Below are 14,196 nucleotides of genomic sequence, written 5' to 3'. Positions count from 1 at the left end.
GGGCATGTGGACGACCCTAGATCGGCTCAACCCCTCGGTGCAATAAGCTCTTTGCGCTCGGTGCAATGTAAGGGAACGGGTACGGGGGACACATGGACGACGACTATCGACGCCTCGCCGACCGCATAGCCGACGACATCGTCACCGGACGGCTCCGCCCCGGCGAACGGCTGCCTCCGCAACGGGCGTTCGCGCGCCGGCGCGGTATCGCGGGCTCGACGGCCGGGCGCGTGTACGGCGAACTGGTGCGGCGCGGGCTGGTCGTCGGAGAGGTCGGGCGCGGCACGTTCGTCCGGGCCGCACCGCACGCACCGGCCGGGCGGGCGCTCGCCGAGCCGGCGGTGAACACCGAGGCCACGGCGGTCAACCTGGAGCTCAACTACCCTTCCGCGCCCGGCCAGTCGGAGCTGCTCGCCCCGGCCCTGGCGCCCCTTCTGCGCCCAGACGTGCTCACCGAGGCGCTCCGCCCGGCGCCCGCCACCGGTACCGCCGAGGCCAGGTCGGCGGTCGCCCGGCTGCTCGCGACCCCGGGCTGGCGGCCCGACCCCGACGGCGTCCTGTTCACGGGCAACGCCCGGCAGTCGATCGCCGCCGCCCTCGCCTCCCTGGTCCGGCCGGGGGGCCGGGTCGGCGTCGAGGCGCTGACATATCCGCTGGTCAAGGAGATCGCCGCCCGCCTCGGCATCACCCTCGTCCCGCTGGCCATGGACCAGGACGGTCTGCGTCCGGACGCCCTCGCCGCCGCCCACCGCGCCGCTCCCCTGTCCGCGCTGTACGTCCAGCCGACGCTGCACAACCCGACGTCGGTGACGATGGGTGAGCAGCGGAAGCATGAACTCGCGGGTGTGGTGCGGGAGTTGGGCGTGCCGGTGGTGGAGGACCGGATCTGGTCGTTCCTCGCAGGCTCGGAGACGGCCGCCGCAGGAGAGCCTCTCGCCGCCCTTGTCCCCGAACTGGCCCATGTCGTCGACGGGTTGTCCAAGCGGGTCGCGCCCGGGCTCACCGTGGGCTTTCTCGTCGTCCCGCCGGACCGGGCGGAAGCCGTCGCGACGGCTGTGCGGTCGGGTGGGTGGAGCGCGGGGAGGTTCGCGCTGGAGGCAGGTGTGCGGTGGGTCGAGGACGGGACCGTGACGCGCCTCGTGGCCGCCAAGCGGGCGGACGCGGCGCGTAGACAGCGGTTGCTGGCACGGGAGTTGGCGGACTTCGGCGGCGCCGTCCGGTCCGATCCGCGCGCCTACTACGCGTGGTGGGAGCTGCCCGCGTCCTGGCGGGCGGACACCTTCACGGCAGCGGCGGCGGCGCACGGCATCGCCATCACGCCGGGAAACGCCTTCGCCGTGGGCCCGCAGCGGGTGCCGGATGCCGTCAGACTTGGGCTTGCGTCGGTTCCGGAAGGGGTGTTGGTACGGGCGTTGGGGACGCTCGCCGCGATCGCGCGGCGGGGGCGTAGCGCTACGTGATTCACGTTTCGGGTCTCAGGTCGGGGGGTGCCTTCGCCGTGGGCCCGCAGCGGGTGTCGGATGCCGTCAGACTTGGGCTTGCGTCGGTTCCGGAAGGGGTGTTGGTACGGGCGGTGCGGATGCTCGCCGCGATCGCGCGGCGGGGGCGTAGCGCTACGTGATTCACGTTTCGGGTCTCACGCCGGGAAACGCCTTCGCCGTGGGTCCGCAGCGGGTGTCGGATGCCGTCAGACTTGGGCTTGCGTCGGTTCCGGAAGGGGTGTTGGTACGGGCGGTGCGGACGCTCGCCGCGATCGCGCGGCGGGGGCGTAGCGCTGCGTGATCCACATGCCGAGGGCCACGACGAGGCCGAGGGCGAGGAGTAGCCAGGAGACGGTACGGAGGGTGGCCGTCAGGGCGTCGTAGACGGCGCCGGCGGCGGGTGCGGAGACGCCCGGTGGCAGGTCGGTGAGGGTGAGACGGCGGGCGACAGCCAGCGCGACGCCCAGCAGAGCCCCGCCGAGGGCCGTGCCGAGAGCGGTCGCCGTGATCGCCCGGCGGCGCCGGACGGCGAGGGCGATCCCGGCGACGGCGAGGACGCCGGCCGCCACCGGAAGCCAGAAACCGGCGACTTCGAGCACGCGAAAACCCTTCCGGAGCGGCACGAGATCCTGCGCGGGCAGGACCGCGACCTCGGTGTGCGCGACGGGGATACGGCTCGCCAACGGCACGTGGTCGACGGTGAGTTGCCGCTTGACCTGGGCGGTGACGGGCGCGAGGTCGATGGTGACGGCTGCCTCGCCGCCGTAACGGCCGTAGGGGCGCTGCCTGTCGGGGTCGTTCCGCAGGGCGCGCAGCACGGCCTCGTGGGTGGCGCGGTTCGCCGTGTCCCAGGCCGTGCGGAACGCCTCGGTGCGGGTGAACGAGTGCACCGCGTCCTGCACGAAGTGGTTGACGGTGCCTTCGAGCGGGCCGACGTCGACGGCGTGCACGATCCCGGCGCCGACGTTGTCCGCGATGGCGTCCTGGACGTACGGGTTCTGGGCGAGCGGCGCCATCGTGGTGACGTAACGGTCGGTGTCGGCGAGCCCGTACGCCGCCCAGGCCGAGAGCGCGCCGAAGGGCAGCAGGAAGCACGCGAGGGCGATGAGGACGGCCGACAGGGCGCTCCGGAGACGGTGGGTCACCCCTCCAGGCAAGGGCCCGGGGGCCGGGAGCGCGAGCCGGTTGACTGCATATGGGCGTGCGGGACAAGCCTCGGCGGGGGAGCCTCCGGTGGAGCGTTCACCCGAACGGGTGTTTCCTGGTTTTGGGGAGAGGGAGACATCGGGCGACACGGGGGGTTTCGGGGATGAGGAGGCACCTATGCGCACCACCCCGGCTCTGCGGACCCTGACCGCGGCCCTGTTCACCGGCGGACTCCTGGCCGTGCCCGTCGGTACGGCGATGGCCGCCGCGCCTGCGGGCTCCCACGGCTCTCACGGCTCCGACCGCTCCGGGGTCCGGGGCACCGTCGTCTCCGCCGGCGAGCTGAACCTGCGGCAGCAGCCGACCACCGACTCGCGCGTCGTCGCACGGCTCGCCCCGGGCAGCCACGGGCGCGTCGAGTGCTCGGTCCTCGGGCAGACCGTGCGCGGGAACCCGTACTGGTACTGGCTGCCCGGCGTCAACGCCTGGGCGAGCGCCGTCTACATCGACACCGGGCACCGGTCGGTGCCGACCTGCACCGACCCGTGCCCGGAGTGGAAGGACGACGGCCACTGGAGCGCCTCCGGAACGTTCAGCTTCAACTGGAACGTCACCTTCGGCTGAGACGAGCTGATCAGACGAGCCGATCACCCGATCACCCGATCACCCGGTCATCGGGTCAGCTGACCCGGTGACCGGCCGCGTCCTCGTGCGTGTAGTAGCGATAGAACAGCACCGCGGTCACGGACGCCGCGACCACCAGCGAGTTCCCGACCGACCGCAGCACACTCGCCCCGGTCTGGCTGTAGATGAACCCGAACGCGACCCCGGCGAACGCGCCCCAGGTCATCGCGTGCAACTCGCGCCGAAGTCGCGGCGCCACCGCCTGTACGCCCATGAGGACCACCATGAACGCCAGCGCGCTCACGAAGCCGAACAGGACGTTCCAGCCGGTGATGGGACCGCCGCCGCGCCGGTTGGCCGCGGCCCAGAAGCCGTAGACCAGCCCGAGTACGACGGGCAGGACCCGGTTCGCGGCCAGGTGGGCCCGCGCGCTGAAGATGTCGGGAGTCCCGGCCTTGCCGGGGATGCCGGACGTTGCCTGAGCCATGAGAGTCGTTCCTCTCTCCTCGCCCCCGCCCTCCAGAGCACACCTGGAGAGGTCCCCTGGCAAGTCGACCGGCAAGTCGACAGCGGGGGCCGCCCGTGTTTCGCTGAATTCCATGAAGCCGGTGGGCCCAGTGGGTCCGGTGGGTACGGACGAGGGTCCCGCCTTCTCGTCGCCCGTCCTCGCCGGGCGCCGGGTCGGCTGGGTGCCGCCCCTGGTGCTGCTCGTCGTGATCGCGGTCCTCGACTGGAACACCACCGGCGAGTTCCGGATCATCTCCTGGATCGTGCTGGTCCCCGGGATCGCCGCCGCGCTCTGCCGGGTCGCCGGGACCGTCGCCTTCGCCGTCCTGTCCCTCGGTACCTACGTCTTCGTCGACGGTGCCTGGCCCCACCAGTACCAGACCGGGCTGCCCGACTTCATCCTCGTCGGCATCGGCGGGCTGCTCGCCGTCCTCGCCTGCATGGTCCGGGTGCGCGGTGAGCGGCGCATGCTGCACATGCGGGACGTCGTCGAGACCACCCGACGTACGGTGCTGCGCCCGCTGCCGCCGGGCTGGGGCGGCCTCGACCACGCGGCGGTGTATCTCGCCGCCGACGCCGTCGCCCGGGTCGGCGGCGACTTCTACGACATCCAGCCCGGCCCGCACGGCACCCGGGTCCTCATCGGTGACGTACAGGGCAAGGGGCTCGACGCGGTGGAGGCGGCGGCGGCCCTGCTCAGCACGTTCCGGGAGTCCGCGTACCACGAACCGTCACTCGCGACCGTCGCGGAACGCCTGGAGGTACGGATGCTGCGGCACGTCCGCTACCGGGCCGCCCTCGGCCGTGAGGGGGACGAGGACGAGGGTGAACAGGACGCGGGTGATCGGGACAAGGGTGACCGCGACAAGGGCGGCCGGGACAAGGGCGGGCGTGACGAGGGGGACCGGTTCGCCACCGCCGTCCTCATCGGCTTCCCCGAGGAGCGGCGGGCGACGGCCGGCGGGCTCGTCGCCGAGAGCGAGGTCGAGGTCGTCAACTTCGGGCACGAGCCTTCCCTGATCGTGTCACCCGACGGCGTACGGAGCCTGCCGCCGGGGGACGGACTTCCGCTCGGGCTCAGCGAGTTGACCCCCGGCGACGGCGGGCTGGCGTCCGTGGTCCGGGTGCCGCTCGGAGCCACGGAGACCCTGCTCCTCGTCACCGACGGCGTCACCGAGGCCCGGGACGCCGACGGCACGTTCTTCCCGCTGCGCGAACGCGTCGCCGACGCCGTCGCCGCCGATCCGCGCACCGCCGACCCGCAGCGACTGGTGGCGTTCGTCCGGGACGGCACGCTCCGGCACAGCGGGGGGCGTCTCGCCGACGACACGACGGTGTTCGCCGTGCGGGCGGGAGACCCTGTCTCCGGTACAAGCCGTCCATAGGCGGCCATAGCCGTACCGTCGATCCCCCGTCGATCCCCCGCCAATCCCCCTTCGCAGTCGCACCGGTTACGGTGCTGTCTAGGCGTGACCGACGTGAGGGGAGGGACCATGGCCGGATCAACGGGTTCGCCCGGCTCGACGACCGGAACCGCGCTGCTGCTCGCCGCCTCGCCCGTGGGCAAGGGATGTCTCGTGGACGCGGCGTCCGTGCTGCCCGTCCTCGCCGCCGTCGCCCCCGCCGTGCTGGCCGGCACCGACACGGCGAACGTCGTCGAACTCGCCGACCCGCTGGAGCCGCAGGCCGTGCTGACCCGGCTGCGCGCCGCCGCGGTGACCCCCGGGCCGCTCACCGTCTTCCTCACCGGGCAGCTCCAACTCGACCGCAAACAGCACCTTCCACATCTCGCCCTGGCCCGTACGACCCCCGCGACGGTCCGCTACACCGCGTTCCCCTGGCACTGGATCGCCGAGGAGCTGCGGTTGCGGGCGCCGGGGACGACGACGCTCTTCCTCGACCTGCACGCCGACGCCGCCGCGTGGCAGTACGTCACGGGGCGGGCGTTCGCCGCGGGGCGTGGGGTGAGCGTGTACGGGAGGGTCGCTCCGCCGCCGCCCCGGCGGGCGGTGGCCGTACCGACGTACATGAAGACGGTCGCGACGATTCTGCGCAGCGGGCACCGGCCTGCTGCCGGGCAGTTGCATCAGCAGGCGCTCGGGCGGTTGTCGTCGGAGGGCGCGGCTTACGGGGATGTGGTGCTGGCCTGGGACGCGTTGGCCGGGGCGGCTGCGGGGAGCGCCGGGCCGGTTTCGCCCCCGCCGCCCCTACCCGTCCCATCCGTACCTGGGGGCTCCGCCCCCAGACCCCCGGTTCGCGCTGAACGCGCTCGTCCTCAAACGCCGGACGGGCTGGAAATGCGGACCGGCGCTCAACAGGCCCCGGACGGGCTGGAGATGCCGGCCGGAGCCGAACAGGCACCGGACGGGCTGGAGATGTGGGCCGGAGCCGAACAGGCACCGGACGGGCCGGGCATGCCTACCGGAGCCGAGGAATCACCACGCCGAGCCGGAGCCGGGAACGGCACCGACCCGCACTCCTTCATCACCTCCGCCGTCCAGGCCGGACAGCACGGTGACGCCGACGCGTTCGCCGCCCAGTGGGAGCAGGCCGCCTTTCGGGAGCACGGGCCCGGTTCCGAGGAGGCGTTGCACTGGACCGAGGTCCGGGCCGATCTCGCGATGTTCGCCGGGGATCCGGCCCGGAGCTGCCGGGCGTGGCTGACCGTCGCCGGTACGCGGCTCAGCGCCGGGCAGGCGCCGGACGCGCCCGCTGTCGAGGCTGCCGTGGACCGGGCCCACCACCAGTGGACGAGCCTCGGTGAGAGCGCCGACGCGCGTGAACTGGGGCCGGTGGTCGTCGAGTTGCGGCGTCGCGTGCCCGGCCGGCGCGAAGGTGCCGTACGGCATGCCGAGCGGCAGCTGGAGAGGCTCGGGGAGCCCGCGAGGCCGGCGAGGGCGGCGCGGACCGCCCAGCACGTGCCGGGTTAGACAGCATCCGGACCGGTCCTCGGCCGGTCCTGGGCGGGTTCTAGGTCGCCGACAGCACCGCCAGCGCACCCGAGACCAGCGTCCGTACCCCCGGCGCGACCGTCGAGAGGTCCGGTGCGAACAGGGGGCTGTGGTTGCTCGGGACCGCCGCGAGCTTCGCCATCAGGTCGTCGCCGCCCTCCGCCGCGTTCCACACCTCGCCCGGTGTGGTCGTCACGAACCAGTAGGAGTAAGGGAGTTGGTCCGTCGCCAGGTGGGCGAAGTCCTCGCTGCCCATGGCGGGCCCGGGGTCGAAGACCGTGCCCGCGCCGAACACCTCACGGTGGACCGAGGCCACCCGCTCGTCGAGCGTCGCGTCGTTGACGGTCAGCGGGAAGGTCGCGCCGACGTGGATCTCCGGCTCGCTCGGGCAGCCCGCCGCCAGGCACTCGCCCTGGGCGATACGCCTGATCGCGGCCAGCATGCGGTCCCGTACGTCGTCGGACTGGGTGCGCAGGTTCAGGGCGATACGGGCCGTCGCCGGGATGATGTTGTGCCGGGTGCCCGCCTCGATCACCCCGACCGTCAGGACGGCGGAGTCGCGGGCCGCGATCTCGCGCGAGACGACCGACTGGAGCCGTGTGACGAGGTAGGCGGCCGTCACCACCGGGTCGACCGTCGTCTCCGGGCGGGAGCCGTGACCGCCCCGGCCGTGCACGATCACGTCGACGTCCGTCGAGGCCGACATGATCAGGCCCGGGACGTGCGGGTAGAGGCCGGCCGGGCCGGGCGCCGCGTGCTGCGCAAGCAGGGCGTCCGGGCGCGGGAAACGGTCGTAGAGGCCGTCCGCCAGCATCGCCCGCGCGCCCTCGCCGGTCTCCTCGCCGGGCTGGCCGACCAGCACAAGCGCGCCGTTCCAGGTGTCCCGGCCCGCCGACAGGGCCTCGGCGGCGCCGGCCAGCCAGGTCACGTGCAGGTCGTGGCCGCAGGCGTGCATCACGCCGGGGACGGTGGAGGCGTACGGGAGGCCGGTCTCCTCGGGGACGGGGAGCGCGTCCAGGTCGGCGCGGAGCAGGACCGTCGGGCCGTCGCCGTTGCGCAGGACGCCCACGACACCGGTGCCGCCGACGCCCTCCGTCGTCTCGTACCCGGATGCGCGGAGGGACCCGGCCAGCAGGCCCGCCGTGCGGTGTTCCGCGAGGGACAGTTCGGGGTGGCGGTGCAGGTCGCGGTAGAGGTCCTCCAGCGCCGGGGCCGGCAGGTCGGCGGTGAGGTCGAGCGCGGTGCGGGCTGCGGGAGAGGTCACGGGGGCAGCGTATGCCCGTGGCCGGGAGCCGGACAGGGACGAGGGGGTGCCGCCGGTGGGACGGGGCGGGGGAGCATTGGTCCCACCGGCGGCTGCTCAGGACGGCCCGGGTGTCACGAACCCGGACGTCACGAACTCGGGTGTCAGAACGCGGGGATGGCGGCGGCGGCCCGGCTGTCGGCGTCGCGGGCCTTGTTGATGTTGCTCTGGAAGTTGCCGGTCAGCGGGAAGTTGGCGCTGCCCCACTTGGAGTTCCACAGCTGGTCGCGCGGCGTCTTGTCCATGTTCTCCATGGTCACCAGGGCCGGCATGTCCCAGCCGCCGTCGCCCCACGCCTCCGCGGTCTCGCCCCACTGGGCGAAGCGGAAGGCGTGCGTGCTCGCGCCGTCCTTGTGGTAGACGATCTTGACGCGGTTGCCGTCCATCGGCACCTCGTTGATCGGGTGGGTGCTGAAGCCGCCGTGCCGGGAGGCCGCGAGGTAGCTGGGCCGCTCGTCGCCCTGCTTCTGGAAGACCAGGACGCACTCCCAGTCGTGGCGGTGACCGAAGGCGTCGGCGCCGTTCAGCGTCTGGTCCTTCTCGAAGTAGAGCGCGTAGAGGTACGCGCACCAGCCGTTCTTGCACCAGCCCTGCGAGTACGTGTTGGCCTTGCCGAGGTGGTTGGTCCGGCAACCGCCGGTGATCGAACCGGTGTTGTCGAGACCGCCGTTGAGCTTTCCGCTCGCGTCGACGGCCGCCGCGGGGAAGCAGCTGTCCGAGTCGTAGTCGAAGAGCGGCATGTACTTCTTCTGGAAGGTGGCCGCGTTCTCGTTCAGCGGCGTCAGGATCGCGGCGGACGCGCTCGTCGAGATGCCGACGGTGAGTGCGCCGGCGCTGAGCGCGACGAGCGCCGCGCGGCCGAGACGGGAAGCCCTGCCGCTGTGCGTGGATGCCTTGAACATGTGCGGGTGCTCTCCACTTTTGTCGTGCCGGAATACGGTCGGTCGAGCCGTGCGTCCGGCGTGGCAGGACAGACAGTGGCAGCCGGAAAGTTGACTGGCACCCCTTTCATCAGGCTGTTCAATTCCGTCGTCGGGAGTTCGTCTTCACCGCCCCGCCCGTATTTGTTGTGAACAGGTATGGCGCTCGGACCGTTTTTCCCTGTGATGTGGCTCCTGTGCCGGCCAGGAATGGGGAGGGTGGAGCTCATGGGGCGTCCCGAGAGACCTGTGGACCCGCAGGCCGGTCCCGTACCGCGGTTCGCCCATGAGCTGCGGGAGTTGCGGCGGACGGCGGGCGCACCCTCGTACCGGCGGATGGCCGAGGCCGCCGGGTTCTCCGCGGCGACGCTGTCCGAGGCGGCGCGCGGGGAGCGGCTGCCCTCCCTCGCCGTGGTCCAGGGATACGTACGGGCGTGCGGGGGTGATCCGGGTGAGTGGGAGCCGCGCTGGAAGGACGCCGAGGCACAGGTGGCGGCCGCCGCCCGCGCCGAGGACGGGGAGGCCTCGGCGCCCTACCGGGGGCTGGCACCCTTCGGCTCGGACGACCGGGACCTGTTCTTCGGGCGGGACGAACTGGTCGGCGAACTCCTGCGGCTGGTGCGGGAACACCGGTTCGCGGTGGTGTTCGGGGCGTCGGGGAGCGGGAAGTCGTCGCTGCTGCGGGCCGGGCTGATACCCCGCCTCCAGCAGGAGAGCGCCTGCCAGGTGCGGCAGCGGTCCGGCCCCGCCGTGGTGCGGGTGTTCACGCCCGGGGAGCGGCCCGCCGAGACGTACGGGCAGCTGCTGAGCCCGGCCGAGGGCGCGCCGGAGAGCTGGGTGGTGGTCGACCAGTTCGAGGAGGTCTTCACCCTGTGCCACGACCGCGCCGAGCGGGCCCGGTTCGTCGACCTCCTGCTCGCCGCCCGCGCCCCGGACAGCCGGCTGCGCGTGCTGGTGTCCGTACGGGCCGACTTCTACGCCCGCTGCGCCGAGCACCGGGAGTTCGCGGACGCGCTCGGCGGGGCCGGGCTGCTGGTCGGGGCGATGACGGCGGACGAACTGCGGGAGGCGGTGACCAGACCGGCGGCGGCCGTCGGGCTCCTGGTCGAACGGGAGCTGACCGCGCGGATCGTCGACGAGGTCCTCGACCGGCCGGGCGCGCTGCCGATGCTGTCGCACGTGCTGCTGGAGACCTGGCGGCGGCGCCGGGGCCGGCTGCTGACGCTGGCCGCGTACGAGGCGGCGGGCGGGGTGCGCGGGGCGATCGCGGCGAGCGCGGAGGAGGTGTACGGGCAGCTGACTCCCGACCAGGCGCGCTGCGCACGGCAGTTGCTGCTGCGGATGGTCGAGCCGGGGCAGGGCAGCGCCGACACCCGGCGCCCGCTGACCCGCGCCGAACTGGCGGAGTCGACGTCCGACCCGGACGTGCCCGTGGTGGTGGAACGGCTGGCCCGCGCCCGGCTCCTCACCGTCGACGAGGACGGCGTCCAGCTCGCCCACGAGGCGCTGATCACCTGCTGGCCGAGGCTGCGCGACTGGATCGAGGCGGACCGGGAGTGGCTGGGCCACCACCGGCGGCTGGCCGAGGAGGTCCGGCTCTGGCTGGAGCACGACCGTGACCCGGGCGCCCTGGTCCGGGGCAGCAGACTGGCCCGCGCCGAGGAACTGTTCGCCGGGGAACCGGCCGCAGAAAGGGGCCGACTCACCCCGCCCGAGCGGGAGTTCCTCGACGCGGCGCTCGCGGCCCGGCGGGCGGAGTCCCGGGCCGCCGCCCGCACCACCCGGCGTTCCCGTGTGCTGGTCGCCGCGCTGTCCGCCGTACTGGCGCTGGCCCTGCTGGGCGGGCTGGCCGCCTGGCACCTGGGCGCCGACAACGCGCGCCACCACACCGACAACGCCGCCCGCCGGGTCGCGGACCTCGCCGACGCGATGCGGACGACCGACCCGCGCACCGCGATGCTGCTGAGCGTCGCCGCCTGGCGTGTCTCACCGCTCCCGGAGGCCCGCCGGGCGCTGCTCGGCTCCCTCGCCCAGGCGGAACACGCCGTCTTCACCGACCCGGCGCCCGGTGACGGCCCGGCGCGGTTCCTCGCCGACTCCGGCCGTACGCTGCTCAGCGCCGACGGCCGCACCTGGCGGACCTGGGACGTTGCCGGGGCCCGCAGCACCGGCTCCGGACCGCTCCCGGCCGGCGAGGTGGTCGCGGCCGGCCCCGACGCCCGGGTCCTCGCGGTCGCCGGGGACACCGGAATCCGCCTGTGGGACACGGCCACCGGCAGCTGGACCGGCGATCCGCGCCCCCTCCCCCTCACCTCCGTCACGGACATCGCGGCGGGCGCCCAGGTCGTGAGCGACCTCGACGACGACCGGGTACGCCTGCGGTCCGTCACCGACGGCAGGACGCTGTTCGAGGGCCGGGCGGCGGGCCTGGTGACCCCGGCCGTGAGCGCCGACGGCCGCCTGGTCGCCGTCTGCCCCGAGGGCGGCTCCCCGCAGGTCTGGGACATCGCCCGCCACCGCACCCGTCCCGGCCCCTGGGACCGCGCCCGAGGCCTGTGCGAGGAGGCGGAGGCGGCGGCCCTGCTGTTCGGCGCCGGCGGCGACCGGCTCGCCGCGCTCTCGGAGTCCGGCGTGACGGTGTGGGACACCGCGTCCGCCCGCGAGATCGCCCACCTCGACGAACCGGGCGCGGGGCAGGCCGCGTTCACCCCGGACGGCGCCTTCCTCGCGACGGCGGGCGGCGCCGAGATCCGGGTGTGGCGGCTGTCCGACCCGGCGGCCCCGGTGTTCCGGCACTCCCTCAACAACCAGCACCTGTACGGGATTTCGTGGGACCCGGCCCGCCGCACCACCCTGCGCTACCTCGAAGGCGGCGCCGTCCACTGCCTGGAACTGGGGATGGCGGTCACCCCCGCCTGGCACCACGCGCGTGCGGCGGTACGGGTGAGCCCCGACGCCCGTACGTACGCCACCGCCGAACTCAACCCCGGACGCACCACCGGCGCCCGCTACCGTTTCGAACTCCGGGCCACCTCCGACGGCCGCCTCCTGCGCACCCTCCCTTCCCCGCCCCCGCCCGTCTCGGCCGACCCCGCCACCCCGGTGGTCCCCGAGGACACGCTGGCCCTCCTCGCGTTCAGCCCCGACGGCCAGACGCTCTCGTACGGTGTCTCCGCGCTCGGCAGGGAGGCGTCCCCGCAACACGTCACCGTGTGGGACGTCACCCGTGACCGGGTCCGGGCGACCCTGGAACTCGCGACCCCGGAGTCCGCCGCCCCGGTGATCACACTGGCCCCGGGCCCCGGCGGCTCCACCCTGTACGCGGCCCGGATGCCGGTCCTGGGCGCCCCGCGCGACGAGGCGTGGGACACCGGAACGGGTGGCCGCAGGACCACCGTCCTGACCGGACTCACCAGCGGCCACCTCACCGTGCACCCGGGCGGCGGCCTCCTCGTCGGTGACAACCGCGCCGCGGATCTCCAGACGGGGAAGGTCACCGGCAAGGGTCTGGTCCAGGGCGAACAGATCAGCGCCCTCGCCTTCTCCCCCGACGGTTCGCACCTCGCCGCGGGCGACCTGACCGGCCGGGTCGCCCTGTGGGACGGGGAGTTGGGCGACCGTGCGGGCATCCTGCGCAACGTCTTCCCCGCTCCCCTGGGCGCGGAACCGGAAGCGGTGAGCGCGCTGGCCGTCAGCCCCGACGGCGCCACCCTCGCGGTCGGCGGCGGCGCCGGCACCCTCCAGCTCTGGGACATCGCCACCCAACAGCCCCTGGGCGGACCGCTGACCACACCGGGCGAGCCGGTCGACACCCTCGCCTTCGGCCCCGACAGCGGCACGTTGTACGCGGGGAGCGCGCACGTCCCGCTCCAGCGGTACGCCGTCGACCCGGAACGCGCCATCGCCGGGGTGTGCGCCCGCGCGGGCACGAGGGCCGAGCTCTCGCGGGAGCAGTGGCGGACATACGTTCCGGACGTGGCGTACCGCCGGGTGTGCGTCAGCTGAACGGGTCGAGCGTGATGTAGGCCGTCTGCGGTGAGCCGTCGTTGACCAGCGACTCGTGGTGGCCGACGTCGTCGAAGGCGAAGGCGTACGCGGTGCCGTCGGCCATCTGGGCATGGATCTTCCGGGCGTAGTGGTTGGTCACCGCGTCCTGGTAGAAGCCGGCCGAACTCGTGTCGGGCTGGCTGGAGTTGGTGAGGAGCGTGGAACGGTTGTAACCGGCGCACAGGGTGCGGGAGATCGGGCCGCGCACCAGGTCGTTCGGGGCGTCCAGGAGCTTGTGGCAGCCGAAGATGCTGTCGGCGTCGGGCTTCTGGAAGGTGGTGACGACAGTGCCGGCACCGTTGGTGAAGTTCATGACGTTGCCCGAGACCCGGCCGTAGTACTTGGTGCCCGGCTGGTCGGCGAACGGGGTCACCGTCAGCGTGGAGCCGGCGTACTTGGTCCACACGCGGCCCACGTAGTCGTTCATGACGGTGCTCGGCAGGGCGCCGGACTCGATGCCGTGGCCCGGCGAGAGGGCGCGCAGGATCGTGCCGTCGGACCGGGTCCTGATGAGGTTGGCCCAGCCGCCGGGCTGTCCCTTCAGGGCGTTGAAGAACCCTGCGTAGCCGCCCGCCTTCAGATGGCCGGTGTTCTTGACGGTGCCGGCGGTGTTCCTGACGCCCACGGCGTAGGGGGCCGAGAACATGTCCACCTGCGTGCTGTTGATCCACAGACCGGCGTCGTTGAGGGTGTACTCGGTCCAGTTGAAGAGGATGTTCGCGTTGGGGTCGGAGGGGTTCTGCACGGCGGGCTGGACCAGGCCGCCGGTGGTCAGCTTGAACACGAGCTTCTGGCCGTAGGAGAAGTAGACGCGGCCGGAGAACTTCGGCATCCGGAGCGTCATCGACGACCCGTTCGCCGGTCCGGCGATCGACGCGTCGGGCGCGGGCGTCGGCGGGTTGCCGCCGACGGGCCAGGCGTGGAACGTGCCGTTCGCGTCCGCCCAGCCCTGCCGGCCGGTCGAGAGCAGGGTCCCGATGTTGTAGACGTAGACCTGGTCACCGCGCCCGGAGTTGTTCCGGAACTGGAGCGGGATGGTCGTGGGCACCGCGGCTTCCGCGGCTTCCGCGCCTGACGCGGGGGCCGCAGGGGCCGCCACCGTGAGCCCCGCCGCGACGGCCGCCGCGGCGACCAGGGGCACCAGTACGCTCCGCACTTTCTCTTGGGCAAACACGTTCGTCCTCCTCGTGTCGCTCCGCCAATCGTTCTGAGAGCGC

At 73.3% G+C, this 14,196-nt stretch carries 10 protein-coding genes; 5 read left to right on the top strand and 5 right to left on the bottom strand.

What is annotated here, in order from left to right; translation table 11 throughout:
- Positions 1-92: 92 nt before the first annotated feature.
- Positions 93-1,460, top strand: coding sequence for an aminotransferase-like domain-containing protein (locus tag STRTUCAR8_RS00370; RefSeq protein ID WP_006373330.1), 1,368 nt, complete (start codon positions 93-95; stop codon positions 1,458-1,460).
- A 227-nt stretch (positions 1,461-1,687) separates the two neighbouring features.
- On the opposite strand, the gene STRTUCAR8_RS00365 is transcribed toward STRTUCAR8_RS00370, so the two are convergent.
- Positions 1,688-2,626 (bottom strand): hypothetical protein, encoded by a 939-nt coding sequence (locus tag STRTUCAR8_RS00365; RefSeq protein WP_006373361.1) that lies wholly within the window; start codon positions 2,624-2,626, stop codon positions 1,688-1,690.
- A 178-nt stretch (positions 2,627-2,804) separates the two neighbouring features.
- Between STRTUCAR8_RS00365 and STRTUCAR8_RS00360 the strand changes: the two genes are divergently transcribed.
- A complete protein-coding gene (locus STRTUCAR8_RS00360; protein WP_006373347.1) occupies positions 2,805-3,251 on the top strand; it encodes a hypothetical protein in 447 nt (148 codons plus the stop codon).
- Positions 3,252-3,306: 55 nt separating this feature from the next.
- On the opposite strand, the gene STRTUCAR8_RS00355 is transcribed toward STRTUCAR8_RS00360, so the two are convergent.
- Positions 3,307-3,738, bottom strand: coding sequence for a hypothetical protein (locus STRTUCAR8_RS00355; RefSeq protein ID WP_006373342.1), 432 nt, complete (start codon positions 3,736-3,738; stop codon positions 3,307-3,309).
- A 121-nt stretch (positions 3,739-3,859) separates the two neighbouring features.
- Here STRTUCAR8_RS00355 and STRTUCAR8_RS00350 point away from each other — a divergent pair, with 121 nt between their 5' ends.
- Both STRTUCAR8_RS00350 and STRTUCAR8_RS00345 read left to right on the top strand, forming a co-directional pair.
- The gene (locus tag STRTUCAR8_RS00350; protein ID WP_006373346.1) at positions 3,860-5,143 is read left to right on the top strand and encodes a PP2C family protein-serine/threonine phosphatase; all 1,284 of its coding nucleotides are present in this window, start codon (positions 3,860-3,862) and stop codon (positions 5,141-5,143) included.
- Between the two features lie 108 nt (positions 5,144-5,251).
- The gene (locus tag STRTUCAR8_RS00345) at positions 5,252-6,688 is read left to right on the top strand and encodes a hypothetical protein (protein ID WP_006373325.1); all 1,437 of its coding nucleotides are present in this window, start codon (positions 5,252-5,254) and stop codon (positions 6,686-6,688) included.
- A gap of 40 nt (positions 6,689-6,728) precedes the next feature.
- Here the strand turns inward: STRTUCAR8_RS00345 and STRTUCAR8_RS00340 are convergent, their stop codons facing one another.
- The gene (locus STRTUCAR8_RS00340) at positions 6,729-7,973 is read right to left on the bottom strand and encodes an amidohydrolase (protein ID WP_006373326.1); all 1,245 of its coding nucleotides are present in this window, start codon (positions 7,971-7,973) and stop codon (positions 6,729-6,731) included.
- Between the two features lie 143 nt (positions 7,974-8,116).
- The gene (locus STRTUCAR8_RS00335) at positions 8,117-8,914 is read right to left on the bottom strand and encodes an NPP1 family protein (protein ID WP_006373319.1); all 798 of its coding nucleotides are present in this window, start codon (positions 8,912-8,914) and stop codon (positions 8,117-8,119) included.
- A 246-nt stretch (positions 8,915-9,160) separates the two neighbouring features.
- Here STRTUCAR8_RS00335 and STRTUCAR8_RS00330 point away from each other — a divergent pair, with 246 nt between their 5' ends.
- Positions 9,161-12,937 (top strand): nSTAND1 domain-containing NTPase, encoded by a 3,777-nt coding sequence (locus STRTUCAR8_RS00330; protein WP_044471385.1) that lies wholly within the window; start codon positions 9,161-9,163, stop codon positions 12,935-12,937.
- Here STRTUCAR8_RS00330 and STRTUCAR8_RS00325 read toward each other — a convergent pair.
- Positions 12,930-14,153, bottom strand: coding sequence for a glycoside hydrolase family 64 protein (locus STRTUCAR8_RS00325; RefSeq protein WP_044471377.1), 1,224 nt, complete (start codon positions 14,151-14,153; stop codon positions 12,930-12,932). The genes STRTUCAR8_RS00330 and STRTUCAR8_RS00325 overlap by 8 nt on opposite strands.
- Positions 14,154-14,196 lie beyond the last annotated feature (43 nt).

Origin of the sequence: Streptomyces turgidiscabies Car8 (assembly GCF_000331005.1) — a bacterium.
Taxonomy (GTDB): domain Bacteria; phylum Actinomycetota; class Actinomycetes; order Streptomycetales; family Streptomycetaceae; genus Streptomyces; species Streptomyces turgidiscabies.
Note: the sequence above shows the minus strand (reverse complement) of the source record. Positions and strands in the feature narration are given on the sequence as shown.